The 22,392-nt window shown below is 35.3% G+C and carries 26 protein-coding genes, 1 pseudogene and 1 riboswitch; of the genes and pseudogenes, 4 read left to right on the plus strand and 23 right to left on the minus strand.

The annotated features are described in order from the left end of the window. Nucleotides 1–38: 38 nt before the first annotated feature. From ACQKOG_RS18720 to ACQKOG_RS18780, 13 genes are all read right to left on the minus strand, one after another. Complete coding sequence (locus ACQKOG_RS18720; RefSeq protein WP_370080651.1) at nt 39–614, minus strand: FHA domain-containing protein; 576 nt, start codon at nt 612–614, stop codon at nt 39–41. 36 nt (nt 615–650) lie between these two features. Then, complete coding sequence (locus tag ACQKOG_RS18725) at nt 651–1,085, minus strand: J domain-containing protein (RefSeq protein WP_427447880.1); 435 nt, start codon at nt 1,083–1,085, stop codon at nt 651–653. Nucleotides 1,086–1,177: 92 nt separating this feature from the next. Beyond that, nucleotides 1,178–1,603, minus strand: a complete 426-nt coding sequence (locus tag ACQKOG_RS18730) for a membrane-associated protease 1 (protein ID WP_370080647.1) — start codon at nt 1,601–1,603, stop codon at nt 1,178–1,180. 454 nt (nt 1,604–2,057) lie between these two features. After that, entirely contained in the window at nt 2,058–4,226 is a 2,169-nt protein-coding gene (locus ACQKOG_RS18735) for a transcriptional regulator (RefSeq protein ID WP_415731461.1), read from the minus strand. A gap of 450 nt (nt 4,227–4,676) precedes the next feature. Next, nucleotides 4,677–5,600 (minus strand): serine/threonine-protein kinase, encoded by a 924-nt coding sequence (locus ACQKOG_RS18740; RefSeq protein WP_370080643.1) that lies wholly within the window; start codon nt 5,598–5,600, stop codon nt 4,677–4,679. Between the two features lie 807 nt (nt 5,601–6,407). After that, nucleotides 6,408–6,575 (minus strand): thioesterase domain-containing protein, encoded by a 168-nt coding sequence (locus tag ACQKOG_RS18745; RefSeq protein ID WP_370080641.1) that lies wholly within the window; start codon nt 6,573–6,575, stop codon nt 6,408–6,410. Next, nucleotides 6,553–6,696, minus strand: coding sequence for a thioesterase domain-containing protein (locus tag ACQKOG_RS18750; protein ID WP_427447883.1), 144 nt, complete (start codon nt 6,694–6,696; stop codon nt 6,553–6,555). The genes ACQKOG_RS18745 and ACQKOG_RS18750 overlap by 23 nt, the downstream gene beginning before the upstream one ends. Before the next feature lie 49 nt (nt 6,697–6,745). Continuing rightward, nucleotides 6,746–8,026, minus strand: a complete 1,281-nt coding sequence (locus ACQKOG_RS18755) for an MFS transporter (RefSeq protein ID WP_427447885.1) — start codon at nt 8,024–8,026, stop codon at nt 6,746–6,748. A 30-nt stretch (nt 8,027–8,056) separates the two neighbouring features. Then, complete coding sequence (locus tag ACQKOG_RS18760) at nt 8,057–8,227, minus strand: hypothetical protein (RefSeq protein WP_370080635.1); 171 nt, start codon at nt 8,225–8,227, stop codon at nt 8,057–8,059. A gap of 121 nt (nt 8,228–8,348) precedes the next feature. Next, on the minus strand, nt 8,349–9,128 hold the full coding sequence (locus tag ACQKOG_RS18765) for a DUF4097 family beta strand repeat-containing protein (RefSeq protein WP_427447887.1): 780 nt from the start codon (nt 9,126–9,128) through the stop codon (nt 8,349–8,351). A 93-nt stretch (nt 9,129–9,221) separates the two neighbouring features. Next, nucleotides 9,222–9,920, minus strand: coding sequence for an ABC transporter permease (locus ACQKOG_RS18770; RefSeq protein ID WP_427447889.1), 699 nt, complete (start codon nt 9,918–9,920; stop codon nt 9,222–9,224). Next, the gene (locus ACQKOG_RS18775) at nt 9,913–10,650 is read right to left on the minus strand and encodes an ABC transporter ATP-binding protein (RefSeq protein ID WP_427447891.1); all 738 of its coding nucleotides are present in this window, start codon (nt 10,648–10,650) and stop codon (nt 9,913–9,915) included. Before ACQKOG_RS18775 ends, ACQKOG_RS18770 begins: the two co-directional genes overlap by 8 nt. Continuing rightward, nucleotides 10,643–11,302: a TetR/AcrR family transcriptional regulator gene (locus ACQKOG_RS18780; RefSeq protein WP_427447893.1), complete on the minus strand. Its 660-nt coding sequence runs from the start codon at nt 11,300–11,302 to the stop codon at nt 10,643–10,645. The genes ACQKOG_RS18775 and ACQKOG_RS18780 overlap by 8 nt, the downstream gene beginning before the upstream one ends. Before the next feature lie 182 nt (nt 11,303–11,484). Here ACQKOG_RS18780 and ACQKOG_RS18785 point away from each other — a divergent pair, with 182 nt between their 5' ends. Further along, entirely contained in the window at nt 11,485–11,613 is a 129-nt protein-coding gene (locus tag ACQKOG_RS18785; protein WP_427447931.1) for a hypothetical protein, read from the plus strand. Nucleotides 11,614–11,644: 31 nt separating this feature from the next. Continuing rightward, nucleotides 11,645–11,881: pseudogene (locus tag ACQKOG_RS18790) on the plus strand (transposase); the annotation flags it as partial. A 266-nt stretch (nt 11,882–12,147) separates the two neighbouring features. Here ACQKOG_RS18790 and gcvPB read toward each other — a convergent pair. The 10 genes from gcvPB to comGA all read right to left on the minus strand — a co-directional run bounded on the left by gcvPB (nt 12,148) and on the right by comGA (nt 20,893). Further along, complete coding sequence (gene gcvPB / locus ACQKOG_RS18795) at nt 12,148–13,611, minus strand: aminomethyl-transferring glycine dehydrogenase subunit GcvPB (RefSeq protein WP_415731455.1); 1,464 nt, start codon at nt 13,609–13,611, stop codon at nt 12,148–12,150. Then, nucleotides 13,604–14,950 (minus strand): aminomethyl-transferring glycine dehydrogenase subunit GcvPA, encoded by a 1,347-nt coding sequence (gene gcvPA, locus ACQKOG_RS18800; RefSeq protein WP_427447896.1) that lies wholly within the window; start codon nt 14,948–14,950, stop codon nt 13,604–13,606. The genes gcvPB and gcvPA overlap by 8 nt, the downstream gene beginning before the upstream one ends. 25 nt (nt 14,951–14,975) lie before the next feature. Then, complete coding sequence (gcvT, locus tag ACQKOG_RS18805) at nt 14,976–16,079, minus strand: glycine cleavage system aminomethyltransferase GcvT (RefSeq protein ID WP_402869761.1); 1,104 nt, start codon at nt 16,077–16,079, stop codon at nt 14,976–14,978. A 278-nt stretch (nt 16,080–16,357) separates the two neighbouring features. Continuing rightward, nucleotides 16,358–16,450, minus strand: a riboswitch (glycine riboswitch). Nucleotides 16,451–16,594: 144 nt separating this feature from the next. Further along, nucleotides 16,595–17,110, minus strand: coding sequence for a shikimate kinase (locus ACQKOG_RS18810; RefSeq protein ID WP_402869759.1), 516 nt, complete (start codon nt 17,108–17,110; stop codon nt 16,595–16,597). Between the two features lie 197 nt (nt 17,111–17,307). After that, on the minus strand, nt 17,308–17,733 hold the full coding sequence (gene comGF, locus ACQKOG_RS18815; RefSeq protein WP_370080617.1) for a competence type IV pilus minor pilin ComGF: 426 nt from the start codon (nt 17,731–17,733) through the stop codon (nt 17,308–17,310). Continuing rightward, complete coding sequence (locus tag ACQKOG_RS18820; protein WP_370080615.1) at nt 17,726–18,043, minus strand: hypothetical protein; 318 nt, start codon at nt 18,041–18,043, stop codon at nt 17,726–17,728. The genes comGF and ACQKOG_RS18820 overlap by 8 nt, the downstream gene beginning before the upstream one ends. Then, nucleotides 18,036–18,476 carry a competence type IV pilus minor pilin ComGD gene (comGD, locus tag ACQKOG_RS18825; RefSeq protein ID WP_370080614.1) on the minus strand — a complete coding sequence of 147 codons (441 nt, stop codon included), beginning with the start codon at nt 18,474–18,476 and terminating at the stop codon, nt 18,036–18,038. The genes ACQKOG_RS18820 and comGD overlap by 8 nt, the downstream gene beginning before the upstream one ends. Before the next feature lie 3 nt (nt 18,477–18,479). Then, nucleotides 18,480–18,812 carry a competence type IV pilus major pilin ComGC gene (comGC, locus tag ACQKOG_RS18830; protein WP_402869756.1) on the minus strand — a complete coding sequence of 111 codons (333 nt, stop codon included), beginning with the start codon at nt 18,810–18,812 and terminating at the stop codon, nt 18,480–18,482. A 10-nt stretch (nt 18,813–18,822) separates the two neighbouring features. After that, entirely contained in the window at nt 18,823–19,896 is a 1,074-nt protein-coding gene (comGB, locus tag ACQKOG_RS18835; RefSeq protein ID WP_370080499.1) for a competence type IV pilus assembly protein ComGB, read from the minus strand. Continuing rightward, complete coding sequence (comGA, locus tag ACQKOG_RS18840; protein WP_370080497.1) at nt 19,874–20,893, minus strand: competence type IV pilus ATPase ComGA; 1,020 nt, start codon at nt 20,891–20,893, stop codon at nt 19,874–19,876. Before comGA ends, comGB begins: the two co-directional genes overlap by 23 nt. Before the next feature lie 325 nt (nt 20,894–21,218). Between comGA and ACQKOG_RS18845 the strand changes: the two genes are divergently transcribed. Continuing rightward, complete coding sequence (locus tag ACQKOG_RS18845) at nt 21,219–21,929, plus strand: helix-turn-helix transcriptional regulator (protein WP_370080495.1); 711 nt, start codon at nt 21,219–21,221, stop codon at nt 21,927–21,929. Between the two features lie 120 nt (nt 21,930–22,049). Next, a complete protein-coding gene (locus ACQKOG_RS18850; protein ID WP_024361272.1) occupies nt 22,050–22,292 on the plus strand; it encodes a DUF2626 family protein in 243 nt (80 codons plus the stop codon). Nucleotides 22,293–22,392 lie beyond the last annotated feature (100 nt).

Here is a 22,392-nt window from a genome sequence, read left to right on the forward strand (position 1 = left end):
TTCGCTATCCCCCGTCTATGTTACGAATTTAGTTGTCTCTATTTCACTAAAATTCGCGTATTTGCTATGTATATCATGTCTCCATTACCGATTGGGTAAGGGCTTTCGTGTTGTATTCTATTTTTAACGCGCTTATGAGCTTTTTTTAGTCCAACACCATTTACAGAATCAATATCCTCTATGTACCATACTCCAGAAACATTGTTTAATACGGCATGTTCATAGTTGATAAGCGATTCATATTCTGTACCGCTTAAATCGATATCTGCCTTATTGTCAGCTGAACTTTTCCCAATAAGTAATGATGTTTGGTCATCTATCTCCCATTCATCTATTTCAGCTCCTCGATCATTGAGGAGAACTAATTTTCGAATTTTTTTGTTTGTCACATCATCTTTTTTATCTCTTGCTTCATACTTAACAGAGCCATAAACAATTGCTAGTATGACCAACATAAGTCCAATAATTGTTTTCAACATAAACTCCTGATTCATGACAAATACGTAAAGAATGAAAAAGAAGGCGATTATGACAATAATGATATCCATAACTTTTATAATCATTTGTTTCTTTGCGTTTTCAGTGTATGCATCCATTGAATTTTGACCATACATGGTATCACACTCCTTCATACTAGCTATGGCTTCGTTTTACTTGTTAAAAAAACGTTCAAATAAATCTGTTGTATCTAGTGGATTCTTCTTTGCATTCTTGTTAAGGGTTGATCCCATTTCTTTCGTTTTAGGATTAAAGCCAAAAAAATGCTCAAAGTTTTTTTCAATATTACTCATATTAAAATCTGGCTTTTTTTCAGTAGACTGTTGGCGTGTCGACTGTTTTTCATAAGTTTGTCCATTACTCCAACTTTGACCAGCTCCATCTAGTTGAGCATCATATGCTTCTCTTGAAGCTTGATCCTTCAGTACTTTGTATGCCTCTGTCACTGCTAAAAAAATCTTTTCAGATTCTTTGTTTCCACCGCTCACGTCTGGATGATGTTTTTTGGATAGTTTTCGATAAGCGAGTTTTATTTGTTCTGGTGTAGCATCTCTACTGACACCTAAAGTTTCATAATGCGTTTTCATGTTTTTCATCCCCAGTATTAGGATTATTCAAAATTATCTAAGGAACTATGAAAGTCCCTTAGATAATGTGGAGTGTCTATCAAGCAGCAATCTTAGACAGCGTAGCCGCCTTCGATTTTCGCCAAGTCTGTTTTGTCTTTCTTTTGCTTAATGAATAAGAAAAATTCACCAATACCTTCTGTGTCACCATATTTTTCTGAATAGTCAACGACAAAAGCATTTGGGAAATTAATTTTTCTTACTACTTGATCAGCAGAAATAACTTCTAAAGTTACTTTACGGTAACAGTCAGCTTTTTCAGCTGGTACTAATGACCATAATCCTAATTTCATCGTATCATCAGAATTGTCACCATCAGTTGCAGTAAGGATTTTACCTCTTATTTTTAAAGTTGCTCCTACATCTGTAGAACGTGCGTTAGAGTCATCTGGTGTGTCTGTTTCATACTGAACAGACATAATGCTATCTAACCCTAGTTCAATTGCTTCTGATCCTTCTACTTTTAATACAAAACCCATTTTTAGTACCTCCTAGTATTTGTTGAATCGTCTCAATAAATTGCTTTAGGTGAATTTATAACTAGCTGTATGCATTTCTCCACGCCTAATGCAAACACATTAAGCATGAAGAAATATGTAATGTTTTCACCTTGCAAATTTATGGAAAATTCTATTTATGTTAAAAGATTTATGTGTAAATCTTAAACATACTACATCAATTATGCCTCGGCATAATTGCGTCCGGAATCGGCTTTGTGCTTGCACAAAGAATTCCTTTCCGATTCCGTGACATCCGCCGGAGGCTTTAACTTCTTTCAGCGGGTGTTTGGATACTCGCTGAAAAGTAGCTTAAATTCGCATTCATCTCACCACCTATAGAGGTGGGAGACTTCTGTACCTGCCGCTTCGCTTTCGGTACAAAAGAGATATGCTGAAAGAAGTTAAAAAGTTTTTGATTGTCTGTGTAAACTTGTTAGGCCTTAACAGCACTACTTGCCTTTGTAATCATGACTTCAAGATTCTTCACATTACCGTTAAACACTAGGTCAATCTGACATGTGCTTGTTTTTTCATCGATAATGTAGCCGATGTCATCTCCATCGTGAATAATGGAGTTTACATAGCCTTTTTCTTGAAGCCATTTGCTTTTTTGGCTACTCGGATTATTACTAAAGAATCGAACGATATTTTCGTGCTTAAAGTCGCCTGATTGGAATCGTAAAATTCTCTCAATATACGTACTAACTTGTGTTTTGTAGATTGAATCAAATCCATCTTCTTCCATCGCTAGACTTCTAGCTTTATACACAGTAATACGTTTAATATCTTTATCTTGCAGCTGCGCATTTTCCGAAGAGAATACAAAGCCAAAGCTTCTGCTGTTAATAGCATCTTTAATATTATTAGTAAATCCTGAGATTTCTTTTGCCATTGTTGTAACGGCTTTAAGTGAGTTATCACCCGCTTCGATATCGAATCGTACACCAGGATAATTTCTCTGAACACTTCTGAATGAGTCTTTCAAATATTCTGGACATTGATAAGCTGAAACGATACCTGCTGCTACATAGCTAGCACCAACATAGACGCCCTCTATCCAAAGTTTTAAAATATCCTCTTTCTCTTTAGATAATCGTGCTCCATTTTCTGTTGTCTGCATTCTTGTATCAATGATTACACCTGATTTATCTTTAGGAATAATAGTGAAGTTCGGTAAACATGGTATCGCAAACTCACTATAATCTTTTCGAACAAGCACTGAGCATTTATCGATTAGGCGATCAATACCTGCAGTAGCAATTCCACTGAAAGTCGTTTCTTCTTCCGCCATGAAGTTGAAGAAGATCTGTACTTTATAATCTTTCACAGTATCTAAAAGAATAGATAACGATTCCATTGTATTGCCTTCTTGCTTGGCAACCTTATCGTTCCCTTTAAATCTAGCTCTGCTTACTTTCATTTTTCCAGATGCCTCTAGTTCCAGAGCAGGAACAATTCCATACCACACCGTATCTGTAAAGTCATTTTTCGAGTTAACTGTATTTAAATACGTGCGTAATCGTGGTAGATTATTACTTTTAACGAGCATATCTAACTTTGTGTTCGTTACAAGTAACGAAGGCTGCATACCTTTGTTTTTAGTTGCATACTGGTCGAAGTACATTTTTACGCCCAATAGCTTTTCCATTAATGGCTTTACAGTTTTTACAAATTCATCCTTAGCATCCTTATAGAATTCTAAGTATGTATTGTAATTTTGTACTTCAGTCTCTACATCAAATTCTGCCTTCACAGCTGGTAACGGAGAGAAAGTTCTAACGACTAAATCTTTGACATAGGAGGATGGTGATTCTGTAATCGCCTCATAATCCTCTTCAAAAACTGTGCTTAAACCATAGTTACTATTTTCTTCAATAACCATCAGTTCTGAGCTATTATTTTGCGGTGCCTCTATGATTTTTAATTCACCATTATCACCGATAGAAAGTGTCCCAATTTGTAATTTTTCGGATTCATCTTCATCCTGATTAACACCTAACAATAGTCTTGTTTTAATATCCTCAATTGCTAAAGGAAGCATCGCCATGACATTGTTGTAATTTCTACTTGCTACTTCAAACATCAAGTTTAGCTTGTCCCCTGTATCCAATTTTTTTGGATCACCGTCATCTAATTTGTCATATTCACCGTATAGGTAATGGATTTCTTTTCTGACTTGTCGAATGTCGTCCATAACCTTTTTAGGAGAGATCATATCTAGCAAATTTTCAAATTTAAAATCAACATTCGCAATACCCTGACTTCTTTTCGTATCAATTAGAGTAAAGAGCATTTTCAAAAAATCATTATTTTGGTCAATTGCTATTTCAGAAATACAGTCATCTTGAATTCCTTCTGGTTTCTTTAATGTATACATAACCTTTTGGTTAGCAGCATTGTAGAATGAATAAACCGTTGGAGAAAACTTGTCTAAAAATTCATCGAAGCTTTTGACAAGAAGGTATTCATTCATTTCTTTGATCTTTTCATCACTAAGGCTGTCAATTCCTTTTACATCTCCAACAAGCGTAATTAAATCCATTTTTTCCGGATTAATTTCCTCAAAGAGCATGGTTCTGTTTGTTTGACTAATAATCTCCATTCAGTCGGCCGTATGATTATACAGCCATCCCTCCCTTTTGTAACGAATTTCGAGTAAGCATAATCATCAGTGAGCACTAAATAAAAAAATGACTATTAAGTAATAAAATGGTAACGCAAGATAAAGAATATACAGTTAGAATTGTATTCTTAACCACCTACTTCTACATCACTGATGACAATATGTATCACAAAGTAACTATACAACATCTAATTATATTGTCAATATTTACATTTGAATATTTTGTAAAATAAATGTATTTAATTGGGTGCATGGTAAAAAATAAGCATTGAGAAATTTATGATATTTTAACGAATAAAGTGTATGTATTCATTTTTTTTTATTAAAAAACAGCTTATAGCGTATTTTTTTTACACCATAAGCTGCTTCGTAAGCACCTACCTTTAATTGTAAAATGATAACATAGAATCACATTACCTAAATTATTGGTCAGTTTGAATTATTTTCCTTAAAATGGTTCATTATCCTATTGACAATATCTTCAATAGTAATGACCAATTTCATATATTTTAATGAAGAGCACCTCTTCTTCGCTTGCACGGCCAGCCCCCACATTATAGTTTGAGATAAAAGAGTACTCACCTTATTATTGTATATTCTTACATTCTTAATATTATCCTCTATCAACCGCTGCGATATATCAGGTGGAATAACATCAGTCAAAGAATAATAAAATGTTGCTGCTAAACTATAAACATCTGTATATACACCTTGCTCAGATATAGTCGAATATTGCTCAAGAGGAGAATATCCTGGGCTAGTAAATATTTGATAATTTTCATCTATTTTGTAAAAAGTCGCTGAACCGAAATCTAGTAAATATGGATTACCTTCAGAATCAATCAAAATATTATTTGGTTTAATGTCACGATGGAGTATGCCTTTCTTATGTAAATAGCATAAAGCATCAATAAGAGGGAGAAAAATATTAGTGTATAAATGAACTCTATCATTAATAGGATAATCCTTTAAATATTGATCCAATAACGTTCCTTCATAATACTCCATGATGATATAAATCGACTCATTTTCTTCAAAGTGGTCAATATATTTGACCATATTACGATGATTTATTTGCTGCATAATTAACGCTTCATTTAGAAAAATAGCTTTTAAATCCTCGAATTTCTGCTTTGTTGAAGGCAAACGATTAATGACTGTTTTATTATCCAAATCCCGTAAAGCAATGTCATTCGGAAAGAACTCCTTAATAATTAGCTGATTCCCTTCTTGAGTATTTTCTGCAATATAAACAAAGGACAATTTACTAGTAGCAATAACTTCTTTTATTTTATATGTATCATTCAGAACGCTGTTTGCCGGTAAGCCCAATTCAACTTCAGTCGCTTGCATTTTTGATCGATCATCCCTTTCAACACATGAATTACGAACAATTTATTACATCATCACCATAACGTGTGGTTGATTTCGCCTGTCATTTAGTAGGTGTTAGGACACCCCCACTGATAGGGGACCGCATCCGCACACTTCACCACCTTAGAGATAGGAGTCTTCTACTAGTGAAAGATAAATGGCATACGTTTTAACAACTGTCACCCGCAACTTTTGGTTGCGACCATTATTTTAACTAAAATATAAATTAATGTAAGTATATCAACGTACACCCTTATATTAAATAGTTCTCTTATAGTAGTTCTACATCGTATGGTGGTGTTAGGCACAATGTGAAGCTGTTGCTTTGTTTTTTCCCGGCACTTTGCTGGTGTTATAAGTCATTTCGCCGGTTCTAACCATCTTTTTGATAGTTCTATTATAAACGCTAAAATAAAATCAACAGATTTTGCTCATTTCATTTGAACACTTTTTCACCGATAAAGCCAATTCTAGTAAACTAGAATTACCCTTTTACAAGGGGCTGAACCAATATAGGAAAAGCTAATGTTATACCTAGAAATACGTCGGTTACGGGAACAAAAACTTCGAATATCACAGATTGCTAAACAGTTGAAATAGCACGAAAAACAGTTTATAAATATATGGCTATGACATTTGAAGAAGCAGTTGAAGAATTTGGTTCAATTGAACGAAAGAAAAAGTTAGATCTTTAACGCGATTGGATTGTGAACTGGCTTCAAGAATATCCTAGTTTAAGTGGTGCTCAAGTATTTGACTGGCTAATAGACCCACCAATCCCCACATCTATCCAACTATGCTCATCAAAAGGTTTAAATAGTATACTTCATATGCTACTAAACTTCCCATACTATATCCAAGAAGGGCAAATGGTGCATCAGTTAATTTTTCTATAATAGTTATTGCTATATCACTGACCATTTCTTTGAAATTACAATAAAATTCTTTCTCCATGTCCCGAATACTCAAGTGGAATAATTTCAATTACTTCATTGATGTATTTTTCAAGTGAGTTGTACATTACAGCAGATCCACCAGCATAAGGTAAGCAAAACAATTTAATATCTTTCACCATTCATTCCTCGATTCTACTCCACCTTTTGCTTTGTATACATTTACTACTTTTATTTACTCGCTGATACTTTCTGATTGATATCAACTTGTTCAACTGTGCTAAACAATCTTTTTGTCACTAATGCCAATAAGATTGTTATAACTGCTACTGCAAATACTAATGTATATACATAGTCTGCAAATCTATCAATTAATGTACCAAATAATACTTGACCAACAGGTACCGAACAAGTCGAAACCGCTGTTAAAATTGCCATTACCTTTCCTAGCAATAAATTTGGAGTTTGTTGTTGCAGTAATGTAATGATAAATATATTAATAATGGTAATAGCGAACATAATTAGCATTGAACTTAACAAGAAAATAAGGTATTGTAGGGTTATTTCCCCATTATTATTTACAAATTCAGGATAAATGGTAAGTGCCATTGGAATAAATAGAAATCCACTTGCAACAAACCAGAGATACAGATTATTTACTTTAAGTTTTTTTGAAATAATACCAATTGCAATAGCCGCAAATATCATACTCAAAGAAATACCACCTTGGGTTATTCCAAATAAACTATCGCTCATACCTAAAGTGATCTTGATAATATACGGAATCCCTACTAAAAATAGTGGTGTAATAAATAAATTTAATGCTGCAGCTATTAATATTACTTTGGATATAAATGGATTATCCTTTACGATGTATGACACTCCATCCTTAATATCCAGAAGAGTTGTCTTCACTGCCCCATAAGGTTGATCTCTCTTTTCAAATGGGATTTTTATGAACAGCTCTAATACAGCTGAGAGGAAAAAACTGATACAAGTTATAATGACGATCATTTCAATGCCTGAGATACTATATAAAAGACCTCCCAAAACTGGACCTGCAAAATTAGTTATAGAAGAAACTCCTGACACAACACCATTTGCCCCTAGTAGTTTTTCTTGTTCCACTAATACAGGAATACTTGCCTGTACAGTAGGTTGGTAAAAAGCACTAACTATCATCATTAAAGTCATAACAATCCCAATCATCGGAATAATCGATGTTTCACTAGTAAATAAAAATATTGCCAATCCGCCAACTATGACACTACTAATAACATCAAGTATTACCAACAAATTTCTTCGGTTGGTGCGATCGGCGATAGCACCACCAATAGGCGCTAAAAATATAGTAGGAATTGTTGAAATTGCTAATATTAAGCCAAATATTGTTGCTGATCCAGTTAGATCAAGGATATACAATGATAATGTAAACCTTAGAATGGAGCTTCCAAATAAAGTAATCACTTGACAAATAACTAATACTCCAAAGTTTCTATTTAAAGTAGCCAATTCCAAGAATGCCTCCCAATAATTATTTGTTTAAATTAAGCCATAATTAATAATTGCACTAACAAACGCACAGCATGCAATTATTATCAACCACCAGGCCCACTTGTTGGGTTTCCCGTTCTTCTTACTGACTAATCCAAAAATCCCTACTAACAACACCAATACAGCTACTCCTGTTCCTACTAAAAATGGGATTTCCATGTTTTTTTCTCCTTTATAAAGATGAATTATAATATGTCAAATCAAGTAAAAACTCACTAGACCTTTCTTCTCTTGATACTTACTGAAGTAGCATTCTACTTCAGTTATCACTAGTTGTATTTTAAATTTTTGATATTGAAAAAGAACCGCCTCTAATTTCTGCACTAAATATATTTTTTCCATTTTTGTATATATAAGAATCTCCAGAGTGCACTAAAGAAAAATCACTTTTAAAGTTTCCTGAAAGTTTTTTTAAATGACACGAAAAGCCGTCATTTTCTGGAATCTCTATTTTTACATTTGCTCCTGTAGAAGTCGATTTGATTTCCTGTAACATAGTTGAGGAACTCACTTTAATAGTTCTACCAGTTGAGTTGACATTTATTTCTGAAAATTTCCCCGAAAAGTCTATTTTAGTTGCTGTCGTCTGTAAGTGTACTTTCTGAATTTCCAAAAAATCTCCCGATACATTAGACCCGATGGCATGGAAAGTAAATTCCTCTATTTTCCCTGAAAGTTTAGCAGTGCCAGATGTTAAATGACACTTGCATTTTATTGTATCAAGATGATCAACAAACAAATTAACTCCAGTACAGTCAATAGAAATAGAATCAAATTGTTTTTTAGGGAGATATATTTCCAAATTTGTTTTATGAAGATTGAATCCAATTTGTATCTTCTTTTTCCTACCATCTGTAATGGAAAGCTTTCCGTTTTTTACTGTATGATGAAAAAGTTTATGTTCTGGAAACTTTGTATCTGTGATTTGAACAACTTTTATTTCATCATTCTCATTTTCAAAAATATGAATATCACCTGTGATCCAATCTAGTGCAATATCTGATATCGTATGATCTAAACAAACTTTTTTTCTATCAATTAATTCACTATATCCAACCATTTCGTTTTCTCCTTTTCATTTATTTTTTTCATATTTTAGCTATTCAAAAACAATCTTCAACACGTAATAATCAAAATGTCATTTTTTGCAAAGTCATTCCACTTCGATTCTATTAATTTTCCCCATCAAATTCATTGTGGCAATGATTCCTGCAGCTGTAGAAATCGCTAATATAATCAGGCTTAAAGTACTTTTCTCAAAACTGCCTATAACAGCATTTCCAAAGAGAGCACATAACAAGAGAGCTGACACAATGGTGCTAGGAATTGATTTATTGATAAAACCTATTCTCATGGCAATTAAGGTAATTCCATTCATACCTATAGACAAAATAATGATTGTTTTAATGACTGAAAACAGTAATTCTGAGGATAGCGTATCATTAACAATTGGTGAGAAAGATTCAGTAATACTAAAAATAACGATTGGAGGAATATTACTGATAATCATTGAAGCAGTTGAAAACACAACAACTACCGCGATTTTAGAAAGTAATATTTTTTTTCGATTGACAGGATAAGAAAATAAAAGTATCATCTTTTTCCCCTTATATTCTTCTATTACAAACCGTGAAAACATAGTTGCGGAGAGGATGGAAAAAAAAAACATACTCATGATACTAGTGAACAAAAAGATATTCGAATAATTTTGAAAATCCGGCTCATTTTCTACTTTTGCTACAATAGCTACAAAATAGATAAATCCAATAAGAAACATACATCCAATCATACTTAACCTCATGTAAGTATTAAGATTATTTCGTCTTAGCTCCAGTTTCATTAATTTAAACAATTTTGACACCCCTATTCATCATTTCAAAGTAGAATTCCTCTATTCCACCAGGATACTGCTTTTTGATATCGGACAACGTTGCTTCTCCTTTAATAACTCCATCAACAATGATGCTTACTGTATCAGCAATTTGCTCAATTTCACTGAGAATATGACTGGAAATCAGAATGGTCATTCCATAATTATCCACAATATCCAAAAACAATTTTCTCATATCGCGAATCCCAGAAGGATCTAGTCCGTTTATCGGTTCATCTAATATCAACAATTTGGGTTGATGGACTAATGCTCTTGCAATTCCTAATCGTTGTCGCATCCCTAATGAAAACTTGGAGACTGGCTGTGAACCTGTGTTAACAAGCCCTACCTTTTCTAAAGCTTTAGAAATATCAACCTCCTCTCTGTTCAAGTAAGCAATATGCAAACTTAAGTTTTCTTCTGCTGAAAGATGTTCATAAAAAATAGGCACTTCGATAATACTGCCGATGTTTCTTAAAATCTTATCCCTATTGACAGTAACATCCATACCAAGCACTTCTACTTTTCCAGCTGTCGGTGTAAGTAGACCCGTTAAAATTTTAAAAATGGTTGTTTTACCCGCACCGTTCGCTCCCAAAAAACCATAAATAGACCCCTGTCGAACTGTCATATTGCATCCTTTTATTACTTCTACATTAGAAAGTACTTTTACCAGATTTTCTGTTTTTACTACAATTTTATTGTTATTCATTTTGAATGTATCCTCCAATATCAGAATAATGTTCAGATAGTTTATTTATCAGTTGATCACTGACAATATCCGCCCCCAATCCCTTCATCATCTGTTGCAAAAACCTTAAACGATTAACTGTATCATCATGTTCTCGTTCAAATAGAATAGGATTAATCCAAATATTTACTAACAGCATAAAAATTTCTGCACATTCAGTTGGAAAATCCGTATTAATTGACCCATCCTCTTTTCCCTCTAACATGATTTTCGCAATACTAGGTGCATCCTTATTCACACCATTTTTAATTCCTGTCACGACAAATTGGGGATTTTTTATCTGCGTGATCAAGATACTGTCTATGGAATGTGCTTTGGGATCTGCTACCATGTGTTCTAAAATCTTCGTAAGTTTTTCTTTAGAATTAGCTGCTTGAGTATTATTAATCAAATTATCAAACATTTGTGTAGCATAACTAAATTGTTTCTCCATCACTGCAAGTAATATTTCTTCTTTTGATCTGAAGTGGTGATAAATCGCTCCCTTCGACATACCTAACTTGTCAATAATATCTTGTATACTAGTCTTTTCATAACCTTTTTCTTTAAATAGTACTGTTGATACAGTTAGTATTTGTTCTAAAGTTTGTTCTGGATATTTATTTCTTGCCATATTTCTTCCCCCTCTTTAATACCGACCGTCGGTATCTATAACTCATAATACACAACAAATTTTCCCTTGTCAATATAAGGTAATAGCCTTTTATAAAAGGTTAACAGCTACTTCGTTAACAAATTTATCAGCTGATTGCAGGTTATCATGAGGATGATTCGGCAGACTGTTTAACACATGATCTGATTTTTACACAATTGCTTGATACACCTGCACTCACTTCTCAACCGTCGTTATCAAGATTCTTCAAGCGCTTTGACATGCAAGCAACTCATCAATTTCAAATGGCGAATCAGGCGTTACTTGATTGAGTTCATCACATCCGACAATATGGAAAATTTCATCAATGAAGCAAGTATGATGATAAGCCTACTTGCCTATAATTTTACGAACTGAGTACGCTTACTCAGTTTCCAGAAAAAATATAAAGCGATTCAAATCCAAACTATTCGCACACGTCTGATCAAAGTAGCGAGCAAATTGGTGAAATCTGAACGCTCGCTCTATTTCAAAATGTCCTCGAGTTTTGTTTATGAACACTTCTTTTGGAACGTACTGACCTGGGTGCAGCAGCTCCAAAGTGTCTCGACCGTTCCGGTGACGCCCCTCCATTTTGGACGTTTAACCGACATTTCCCCTCTCCTATCCGTCGCTCTCGACTTCCCATCCGTCGATTCGCTGGTTTTGTCCATCACTTTGACACTTCCATCCATCACTATGCAAGTTCTATTCTAAATTCGGCTTTATTGAACCGCCTATTTTTGCCTTTAAAATGGCTAGCAAAAATAAATAAAAAAGCGTCCAACAAGTATTTAAATACTTATCGGACGCTTTAAGGCAGTTAATTATGCTTTTTGATAGCGAAGCACTGGTGTACGAGCAGCGCGTGTTTCGTCAAGACGAGTTACGACTGTTGTATGTGGTGCTTCTTGTACGATTGATGGATTTTCTTCTGCTTCTTTTGCAATTTGGATCATAATATCGCAGAATGCATCTAATGTTTCTTTTGATTCTGTTTCTGTTGGCTCGATCATTAGTGCCTCTTCCACATTTAATGGGAAGTAAGTTGTTGGTGGATGGTAGCCAAAGTCTAACAGACGTTTTGCGATATCTAAAGTACGAACGCCAAGTTTCTTTTGACGACGACCTGATAGTACAAACTCATGTTTACAATGACGGTTATATGGTAGATCATAGAATGGCTCTAAGCGACGCATCATATAGTTCGCGTTTAGTACAGCGTATTCTGTTACAGCTTTTAAGCCATCTGGACCCATTGTACGAATATAAGTGTATGCACGTACGTTGATACCAAAGTTACCGTAGTAAGGTTTAACACGTCCGATTGATTGTGGACGGTCGTAATCGAAGTGATATGTTCCTTCCTCTGTTCTTACTAAAACTGGTTTTGGAAGGAATGGAATTAAATCTGCTTTTACACCTACTGGACCTGAACCTGGGCCACCGCCACCGTGAGGACCAGTAAATGTTTTGTGTAAATTTAAGTGTACGCAGTCAAAGCCCATATCACCAGGACGTGCTTTACTCATAACTGCGTTTAAGTTTGCACCGTCATAGTATACTTTACCGCCAACAGAGTGGATAAGCTCTGCCATTTCGATAATGTTTTCTTCAAATAGACCAAGTGTATTTGGATTTGTTAGCATTAATGCAGCTGTATCAGAACCAACTACTTTGCGTAAATCTTCAATATCTACTAAACCATTATCATCTGATTTAACAGTGATAGTTTCAAAGCCTGCAACAGTTGCCGATGCTGGGTTTGTACCGTGAGCAGAGTCAGGAACGATAACTTTATTACGATGGCCTTCACCGTTTGCTTCATGGTAGGCACGAATCATCATTAACGCTGTCCATTCACCGTGAGCACCTGCCGCTGGTTGTAATGTCACTTCATCCATACCTGTAATTTCAACTAATGAAGTTTGTAGATCGTAAAGAAGTTCCATCGCACCTTGAGCTGTTGATTCATCCTGTAATGGGTGAACATTTGCAAAACCAGAAATTCGTGCAACAGCCTCGTTAATTTTAGGATTATATTTCATCGTACAAGAACCAAGTGGGTAGAAGCCAGAGTCTACACCGTGGTTGCGACGAGAAAGTGCTGTATAGTGACGCATAATATCAAGCTCAGATACCTCGGGTAATTCCGCTGCTTCCGAGCGTAATAAGTTTGCTGGCAGTAAATCTGCAAGATCAACCTCTGGTACATCAAGTGCTTCTAAGCTGTAGCCTACGCGACCTTCTTTGGAAATTTCAAAAATGAGTGATTGATTTTCGTTATGCATTAAGAGCCCCCATTTCCGCAACAAGTGCATCAATTTCTTCCTTCGTGCGTAATTCTGTTACTGCGATTAGCACGTGATTTTTTAGAGAGTCATATGTTTGACCTAAAGGATATCCACCGATGATTCCTTTATCAATTAAGCCTTTATTAATTTCTTTCACACATTTATTTGTCTTCACGACGATTTCGTTAAAGTGAGCACCTTGGAATGCTACTGTGAAGCCTGCCGCTTCAAAAGCATTTTTAGCATAGCGAGTTTTCGCGATATTTTGCGTTGCCATTTCACGAACGCCCTGTTTACCTAGAGCAGTCATTGCTACAGAAGCAGCAAGTGCAAGAAGCGCTTGGTTTGAACAAATATTAGATGTTGCTTTATCACGACGGATATGTTGTTCACGCGCTTGTAATGTTAAAACATAACCACGACGACCTTCACCGTCTACTGTTTCACCAACAAGACGACCTGGAACTTTACGCATTAGCTTCGTTGTTACGGCAAAGAAACCACAGTGCGGACCACCGAATGCTTCAGAAATACCGAAGACCTGTGCGTCCCCTACACAAATATCAGCACCTAGCTTACCAGGAGGTGTTAAAACTCCTAGTGAAAGTGGATTTGAAGATACGACAAATAAACTTTTTGCTTCATGTGCAATATCGCCAATTACTTGTAAGTCCTCTATTTGACCAAAGAAGTTAGGATACTGTGTAATAACAGCTGCCGTATTGTCATCAATTAGTTCTTTTAAAGCTTCTACATCTGTCACACCATCTTTTTGTGGAACAGTAACAATTTCAATGGATTGACCGTATGCATATGTAGCAACGACATCACGATACTCAGGATGAACCGCCTCAGATACTAAAATTTTCTTACGGCGTGTATGTCCAGCTGCCAGCATACCCGCTTCCGCTAATGCTGTTCCTCCGTCATACATAGAAGAGTTTGCAAGATCCATACCTGTAAGCTCTGCAATCATCGTTTGGAATTCAAAAATTGCTTGTAATTCCCCTTGTGAAATTTCTGGTTGATATGGAGTATACGCTGTGTAAAACTCTGAACGAGAAATAACATGGTCCACGATAATTGGTTTATAGTGGTTGTATACGCCTGCACCTAAAAACGATACGTTAGCATTTGTATCTTTATTTTTCGCAGCAAGTGCCGTTAATTCTTTTAATAAAGCTGATTCAGATTTTGCTTCTTTAATATCATATAGGCCTTTAAAACGTACATTTTCTGGAATATCCCCAAATAACTCATCAACTGAGGATACGCCAATTACGTCTAACATTTCTTGTTTATCTTGCTCCGTCATTGGTAAATAACGATGTTTCATAAATGTAGGTCCCTCTTTTCAACTTTTATTTTGAACGTTTGTAAAACGGTGTTTCAACTGTTACTACCTTTAAGTGCTTACCACGAATTTCGATTTCTAATTCAGTTCCGATAGTTGTGAATTGGCTGTCAATTAACGCGTGACCAACATTACGTTTAGAAGAAGGAAGCTGTGTACCAGTTGTTACTTCACCGATTTCCTTACCATCCTTAAACACTTTGTAGCCATGACGAGGAATTCCTTTATCGATCATTTCAATACCTACAATTTTACGTGAAAGTCCATTTTCTTTTTGTTCAGCTAATGCATCATGACCAAGAAAATCCTCTTTATTTAACTTCACAGCAAAACCAATACCAGCCTCAAGAGGTGAAATTGTCGCTGATAGCTCTTGCCCGTATAATGGAAGACCTGCTTCAAAACGAAGTGTATCACGGCAGCCTAAACCTGCTGGAACAACGCCTTTGTCTTTTCCAGCCTCTAAAATTTCATTCCATAAAGCTTTAATATCTTCTGGAGAGCCGTATAATTCAAAACCATCTTCTCCTGTGTAACCGCTACGAGATACTAATGCTTTATGACCAGCAACTTCAACGTCTGCTTGGAAACGGAAGTATTTAATTGTTTTTAAATCAGTGTCTGTTAATGTTTGAAGAACCTCTTCTGCTAATGGTCCTTGCAAGGCAATTTGTGCATAAGCATCTGATTGATTGTCAATCGTCACATCATATTGATGTTGATTTTCCATCATCCAATCATAATCTTTTTCAATATTTGACGCATTTACGCACAATAAATAATGATTGTCTGCTAATTTATACGTTAATAAATCATCAACAACGCCACCATCTTCATAGCACATTGCATTATATTGCGCTTGACCTACTGCAATTTTTGAAATATCATTTGTCAAAAGATTTTGTAAAAAATCTAGTGAATTAGGTCCAGTTACTAAAATTTCACCCATATGTGATACATCAAATAAGCCAGCACGATTACGTACTGCATCATGCTCTTCTTTAATAGAAGAGAATTGCACTGGTAATTCCCATCCACCGAAGTCGATTGTTTTACCACCATACTTTGCATATTCTTCAAATAGAGGTGTACGCTTTAATTCATTCGTCATTATTTTTGCCCCCTTAATGGTAGTTACATTTTTTACTGGTAGTAGTTCGTCTGCTTTTATTAATGCATCATGCTTCCCCTGTTTGTTCATTCAATTAAGAAATAGGAACTAACATCATTAGCAAAACATTTAGACATAAAAAAAGACAGACGAACCCCTTTTCGGGATTCTCTGTCCTTAAACCTGAAAGTTACACCAGACTGGCTCGCATTACTACAATGCCAATCAGCCGGCTTTCCCCTTTGGTGGCTGTAGTACTACAGCTCTCTCCAGAGTTGCGTCTTGTACGAGTCCTTTTACCTGAGAGATTCATAACATTTTGTTATTTGCTCCTTCGGTGACGTCTACACGTGCTCTCCCCGCACAATCATCCGCCCAAGATTCATCTTGGTACTATTTAGTATTCAATGAACATTTAGTTACTTATTTGTCTATATCCTAACATTAATTGCATTGAAAAGGCAATCATTTTTTAATCTATATCAAAACACGAACATTCAAATCATTAATTTTTATCAATGTTCGCCTTTTAACCTTTTGACTTGGAATACTAAATACTCAAGAATTTGGCGGAGTGTTCTGCCCTCTGTTAACACTTGTATATGTCCTGTTTCACGATAGAATCTTCTTCTATAATGATACAGCTTCTCTAGCTCCTCTTTCGTTGAACTCTGTACTATTGGTCTGTTCGGATCATGCTGTATTCGTTTGTATATATCTTCGAATGTCGCATCTAAAAAAAACACGAGCCCACTGCGTCTCATTATTTTTCGATTTTCAGCATTGATCGCTACCCCACCACCTGTTGAAATAATACAAGCTTCGTCTCGGAAATTTTTCAAAAATTCTGTTTCTATTTCCCGAAAACGTGCTTCTCCATATTTTTCAAATATCTGTGGAATTGTCATTCCCTGCTGCCGAACAATCTCATGATCCATATCATAATATGGCATCTTTAACAAATAGCTTAAACGTCTTCCTAACGCACTTTTGCCGGAGCCCATAAAACCAACTAAATATATTTTTCGCATTCGAATCACCTTCTTATAACTACGATTCTACACTGTCTGACAAAATTTGTCCTAATAAATTTATCGTAGCTCGAATATTCAGCTTTTCTAGGTCATTATATGTTCGAAACTGAATCTCATAAGACGTACAATACGTAAGAACAAAAGTAGTTACAAAAAATAATAATGCAATTGCGATTAAAAAAATAGCCCCTCTGTCATTTTTCAATAACTGGAACATAGAAAGTTCGCTCCTTTTTGATACCACTTGGAAGTTCAACAGCTACTGTTAACATATCTTTTTCAAATTGGAACCTACATTTATTAATACCAATTAGCATTGGTACATGACCACCATTTACTTGATCACGAATTAAATTGCTATAACAATCAATAGAATGAATAGTAAGTCCTTCCTGGAAGGTTATTCTCTTTTGGTCTTGTCGAATCGTAAATGAAGAAATATCATTTAAATACATATTCAAATCATAAACAAAAAGCTCCCACTTTGATTGTTCATCAGATAGTACTGTTGTTTTCATTTCTGCAAACCAGAGCATAATAAACACAACAAGGTGTGCAATAAGCACAAAAACAACTAATTGAAATAACGCTTCTAATAATGTATAGCCTCGTTCATTCATCGACTTCACCTGTCAGTTGTATACATTTTTTACGTAATTCTCGTGTATTTTGAAAACTTACACATATCCCCTGTCCATTCATAGACCATTGAAAATCTACATTTTCAACGGTGTTAGTGCCTTCCATTTGCTGTAAATAGCGATAACGCTTTAAGCCTTCATAGGCCGTTTCAGCTGCGATAACTTCTAACTTCTTGTTATAAAGAGTCGATTTCATCATATAGCTGATCGGTATTAATGTCGTGCATAATAACATAACAATGACGATTGATAAAATTGTTTCTACAAATGAATAACCAGATTCATTCAACTCTCGATCTCCCTCGCCCTAACGTAATCACAACCTTTTTAGTGCCTTGAGGCGTTTTAAAATAAACTGTCCCTGGGGTCATAACGTTTCCATTGTAATTGTAAATAATCGTGGTAATTGAACTTGAAGAAAGAATGACTTCAACCCCTTTAGGAAAAGGACGTTCATATAATTCTGTATAAAAATCCTTTTTAATGATATATCTTTTTGATGAACTCTCAAACTTCATCGAAATGTATTCCCTTTGGTGCATGCTATACGTTTGTATATATTGCAGATCTAATTGAATTTGTGTAAAAAATCGCTCAAGCTCCCTAGTTTCCTCTGCTTTAACCGAATACTTTACGACAACCGCTGACAAACACATAACGATAAACAAAACAATGATCATTTCAACAAACGTAAAGCCACGCTCACTTTTTATAGTATCCATTAGTTAAGAGCCATTATTGGAAGAAGTCTTCGCCAAACGTACCTCTCCATCATTAGTAATCATTATCTCTTCTTTATTAGGACAAGTCGTTACATTTTTCTTTAAATAGCCTTTTGCTACCAAATCTTCAATTGTTGGATAAGCCATAAAATCTACTCGATAGGCCTCTACCTGCCCCTGCACCATAGAGATATACGCTTTGCAGCCCTTCTCATCGACGGTGGCAAAATGTTTCGTAACATTTGGGATTGTTATTAAAATTAATACGGAAATAATTAGCAAAACGATGAGCATTTCGATCAATGTAAATCCAGCTTGCTGCTTTAGACGTTTCATTATTATCCTCCTATACTAGTTCAATCATGTGATATATCGGTAATAATAAACTTACATATGCAGCAACTATGCACATTGCAATAATGATAAAAAAGGTTGGTTGCACAAACGCAAGGATTCTATGCAATAGTTGCTCTTGCTTTTCTGTCAATAATTCGCTGTACAGTACCAGCTCTTTTCCTAGATAACCACTTTGCTCTCCATGTTCAACAAATGTTGAAAAGTCCATCTGCCAAACCGTCATCAAATGAACAGCTTGTGTTAGCGTATCACCAAAAACAACACGCTCCTTTATACATCGTGCCAGATATTGTAGAAACGGTTGAAGTCGCTGTTCCTCTAAAATTTGTAGACTTGCCTGTAAAGAAAAGCCACTTAGGAGTAGACTTCCTAAATAAGCAGCAAATTGTCTCGTCAAAGACATTCGTATATAAATTCGAATCAATGGCGTTTTTAAAATAATATTTAGCCGGTGAGCAATCGGACGGCGTTTGAGATAAAGGTAAAAAAAGAAAATACTACAAATTACGGCTATGCTTACGACAATTAAAGCATCAGGAAAATGCAATAATACTTTTGACAAAGCAATGCTTGTCTCCTCTGTGCCAGCAGTTCGACTTGCCACCATTTTTTCTATATTAGGAAAGAAAATGGTGCGAAACACTAAAAACAACAGCATCAAAAATATAATGAGCACTACTGGATATAAGAGTAGCTTCATTAATTTTTTCTTCGTCGATTCACTTAAAGCCATTTGCTTTGCCACACCTTTTAAGGTCTCAATCATATGTCCATTATTTTCGGCAACTGCAATAGCTACTAAATGCTGCTTTGGAATTTGTAACGCTTCAAAAACTCCTAAAACACCGACACCCTGCCTCAGTCTTTCATTGACTAGCTTTTGTATTTCTTCATGCGCTTCAATATGATGGGGTAATAGAATAGAAATAGCTTGTGGGAATAAGTAGCCTTCCTGCATTAACACGCTTAATCGACTAAAAAAATGAGCTTGCTCCCTTACTCGCCATTTTGTTGCCTTTTTGTAATTTAATCGAACTCTTTCAATAAACTTTCGTATTCGCATAGATCTGACTCTCCATCAATTCTTTTTGACCTGTAAGCGTTAAATCATGTGGTAATTCAAAGCTAGTTTTTTGCATAATTGCTTTGATGGCCATTTGAAGATGAACATCGCTTAATATTTCAAACAATGCACGGCGTTCTTCTTGAACTATTGGTGATTGGAAAAGTGTTTGAGCAACAATACCGACCACAGTTTGACGAAGTTCTTCAACTGAAACGCCTAAGTCAATAAATCGATAAAGGCAGTTTATCGAATCTTTCGCATGAATAGTCGAAACTACTAAATGACCTGTTAAAGCTGCCTCGATTGCGATTTTTGCAGTCTCTTTATCACGTATTTCACCAATCATAATGACGTCAGGTGAGTGGCGCAAAATAGCCTTTAATCCTGTAGCGTATGTAACGCCAGCTCGTTCGTTTACTTGAATCTGCAAAAGGTTAGCTTGATTATTTTCTACAGGGTCCTCCAATGAAATGACATGTCGATTTAGCTCTGTCGAACAGTAATGGATTAGAGAATATAAGGATGTTGACTTACCAGAGCCTGTTGCACCTGTGAAACATAAAAGTCCTTGTTGATGTTTCACTAGTTCCATTAACAACTCTGCTACATATTTGGAATAGGATAAGGAAGTAAGTGGGAATGCATGATTTTGTAAAAGTAGCCGGATAATTAGGCTTTCTTTTAAAAATACTGAGGGAAGTGTAGAAACACGAAAGGCATATTGATCTTGTTCCATAGCTTTTTGGAAGGAGCCGCTTTGGGGTTTGCGTCGCTCGCTAATATCTAATGCCGCTAAAAATTTATAAAAGGAAATCATTCGTTCCGCAAGCCCGTTTGGTAATTCACCTGCTTGGAGTAGCTTATCATATTTTCGAAAATAAATACGATATTGTTCACGTTCTGGAACTAATAATAAATCTGATGCATCGAAATGGTAGGCTTTTAGTAAAAGTTGCTCACATTTTTGCTCAACAACCGTTTCAAAATTTTGCATATTCGCACCCCTCTTCTGGTTCATTCGAATATGACCGCTCTATTCGTTATTTCCTAGTATAGATAGGAAACGATCACGAGAAAAGCCCTTTTCTTAAAATAAAAATTTGCTATAAAATTTCCTGCCAAACATGTTTTTTGCTATAAAAATGTGGATAACATGCAAATTTCCACTAAATATGAACATAATCTTATGAAAAAGTTAATATTTATGTCTAAAGGAACTGTATCTTTTTCAATAATGCAATATAATAGAATTAACATGATTTTTTTCCTACACTTGGTAGAACAGCTAAAATTTCAAAAAATACATAGAGGTGAAGCAAATGATCAATCCATTAAAAATTACTAGTACATTGGCCGATGAAACTAGATACTCTATTTATGAGTACATTCTGCAAGAGAAGAAAACTGTAACGGTCCAAAATATCGCTGATAGATTCGGCATCCATCCAAATGTTGCACGTCTACATTTAACAAAACTCTCAGAAATTAATATAATTACAGCTGATTTTGCCAAAACTGGGAAAGGTGGTAGACCCGGGCGTGTTTATAAGGCCTCAGATAAAGGTGTATCATTAACGTTCCCGAGACGTGATGAAGATCGACTATTAAAATGGACAATCCAATTAATTCAAGAATTCGGACCATCTGCATTAGAAAAATGCAAGGATATAAGCTACCAAGACGGCTACCAACAAATGAAGAATTATGTAAATGCTGAGTTACAATTAAATAATACCCTTTCCTTCGAACAAAAGCTTCAACTATTAACTGACAATGCAGCATTAATTGGCTATATTCCGCATGTACAACAAACAGAGCATGGTAAAAGTGTGACTTTCTCCATTTATAATTGTCCATTCCAGGAGCAGCTTTCTACCCATTCAGAAATTGTTTGTTCTTTACATGAATCCTATTTAAAGGGACAGGTTGATGCTTTATATGCAAGCAATGAATTTGTACAATTTGATAGCATGATACATAATTGCGATTTATGTAAGTATGAAATAAAAGTGACAGAAATTGATAGTTAATTTTTAAATATCCAATTGTTTGTCACAAAGAAGAAGAAGTTCCAGTTTACAGATACCTTTCATATCATTTATAATGAGTAAGAGATTATTGTGTCGTGGGCAAAAGGAGGGGAAATCTTCATGGATAATATGTATAAAGTTATGGCATTCTGGACAGGTATTTTTGCAGTCATGTTCTACCTTGGTGGTATGAACGAAGTATCGCTATTATTCGTAGGTAATACAGGTTTATTCTTATTATTAGGCTTCTTAAACCTTTCAGAACGTATGTACATGTACATTTTCGGAGCATATTTAACTGTGTTCTTTGCTGGCTTCACGTACTATACAACATTTATTCACGTACCTGGTGGCGGTCATTAATACAAAGAAAAACGCGTGTCTCACCAAAAGTGAGACATGCTTTTTTTATGTAAACTTATTCACCAAATGCATGATCATATATCAAGACATAGTAAAATCC

Source organism: Lysinibacillus sp. NPDC093216 (assembly GCF_050280325.1).
Taxonomy (GTDB): domain Bacteria; phylum Bacillota; class Bacilli; order Bacillales_A; family Planococcaceae; genus Lysinibacillus.

Coding starts and splice junctions, on each gene's coding strand:
- ACQKOG_RS18845 (WP_370080495.1), top strand. CDS start 21,219: ATGATCAATCCATTAAAAATTACTAGTACATTGGCCGATGAAACTAGA.
- ACQKOG_RS18750 (WP_427447883.1), bottom strand. CDS start 6,696: ATGGTGAAAGATATTAAATTGTTTTGCTTACCTTATGCTGGTGGATCT.
- comGF (WP_370080617.1), bottom strand. CDS start 17,733: ATGAATGAACGAGGCTATACATTATTAGAAGCGTTATTTCAATTAGTT.
- ACQKOG_RS18765 (WP_427447887.1), bottom strand. CDS start 9,128: ATGGTTGGATATAGTGAATTAATTGATAGAAAAAAAGTTTGTTTAGAT.
- ACQKOG_RS18745 (WP_370080641.1), bottom strand. CDS start 6,575: ATGGAGAAAGAATTTTATTGTAATTTCAAAGAAATGGTCAGTGATATA.
- ACQKOG_RS18780 (WP_427447893.1), bottom strand. CDS start 11,302: ATGGCAAGAAATAAATATCCAGAACAAACTTTAGAACAAATACTAACT.
- gcvPB (WP_415731455.1), bottom strand. CDS start 13,611: ATGCATAACGAAAATCAATCACTCATTTTTGAAATTTCCAAAGAAGGT.
- comGD (WP_370080614.1), bottom strand. CDS start 18,476: ATGGATACTATAAAAAGTGAGCGTGGCTTTACGTTTGTTGAAATGATC.
- gcvT (WP_402869761.1), bottom strand. CDS start 16,079: ATGACGAATGAATTAAAGCGTACACCTCTATTTGAAGAATATGCAAAG.
- ACQKOG_RS18850 (WP_024361272.1), top strand. CDS start 22,050: ATGGATAATATGTATAAAGTTATGGCATTCTGGACAGGTATTTTTGCA.
- comGA (WP_370080497.1), bottom strand. CDS start 20,893: ATGCAAAATTTTGAAACGGTTGTTGAGCAAAAATGTGAGCAACTTTTA.
- comGB (WP_370080499.1), bottom strand. CDS start 19,896: ATGCGAATACGAAAGTTTATTGAAAGAGTTCGATTAAATTACAAAAAG.
- ACQKOG_RS18740 (WP_370080643.1), bottom strand. CDS start 5,600: ATGCAAGCGACTGAAGTTGAATTGGGCTTACCGGCAAACAGCGTTCTG.
- ACQKOG_RS18730 (WP_370080647.1), bottom strand. CDS start 1,603: ATGGGTTTTGTATTAAAAGTAGAAGGATCAGAAGCAATTGAACTAGGG.
- ACQKOG_RS18720 (WP_370080651.1), bottom strand. CDS start 614: ATGTATGGTCAAAATTCAATGGATGCATACACTGAAAACGCAAAGAAA.
- ACQKOG_RS18725 (WP_427447880.1), bottom strand. CDS start 1,085: ATGAAAACGCATTATGAAACTTTAGGTGTCAGTAGAGATGCTACACCA.
- ACQKOG_RS18760 (WP_370080635.1), bottom strand. CDS start 8,227: ATGGAAATCCCATTTTTAGTAGGAACAGGAGTAGCTGTATTGGTGTTG.
- ACQKOG_RS18775 (WP_427447891.1), bottom strand. CDS start 10,650: ATGAATAACAATAAAATTGTAGTAAAAACAGAAAATCTGGTAAAAGTA.
- comGC (WP_402869756.1), bottom strand. CDS start 18,812: ATGAAACGTCTAAAGCAGCAAGCTGGATTTACATTGATCGAAATGCTC.
- ACQKOG_RS18735 (WP_415731461.1), bottom strand. CDS start 4,226: ATGGAGATTATTAGTCAAACAAACAGAACCATGCTCTTTGAGGAAATT.
- ACQKOG_RS18810 (WP_402869759.1), bottom strand. CDS start 17,110: ATGCGAAAAATATATTTAGTTGGTTTTATGGGCTCCGGCAAAAGTGCG.
- gcvPA (WP_427447896.1), bottom strand. CDS start 14,950: ATGAAACATCGTTATTTACCAATGACGGAGCAAGATAAACAAGAAATG.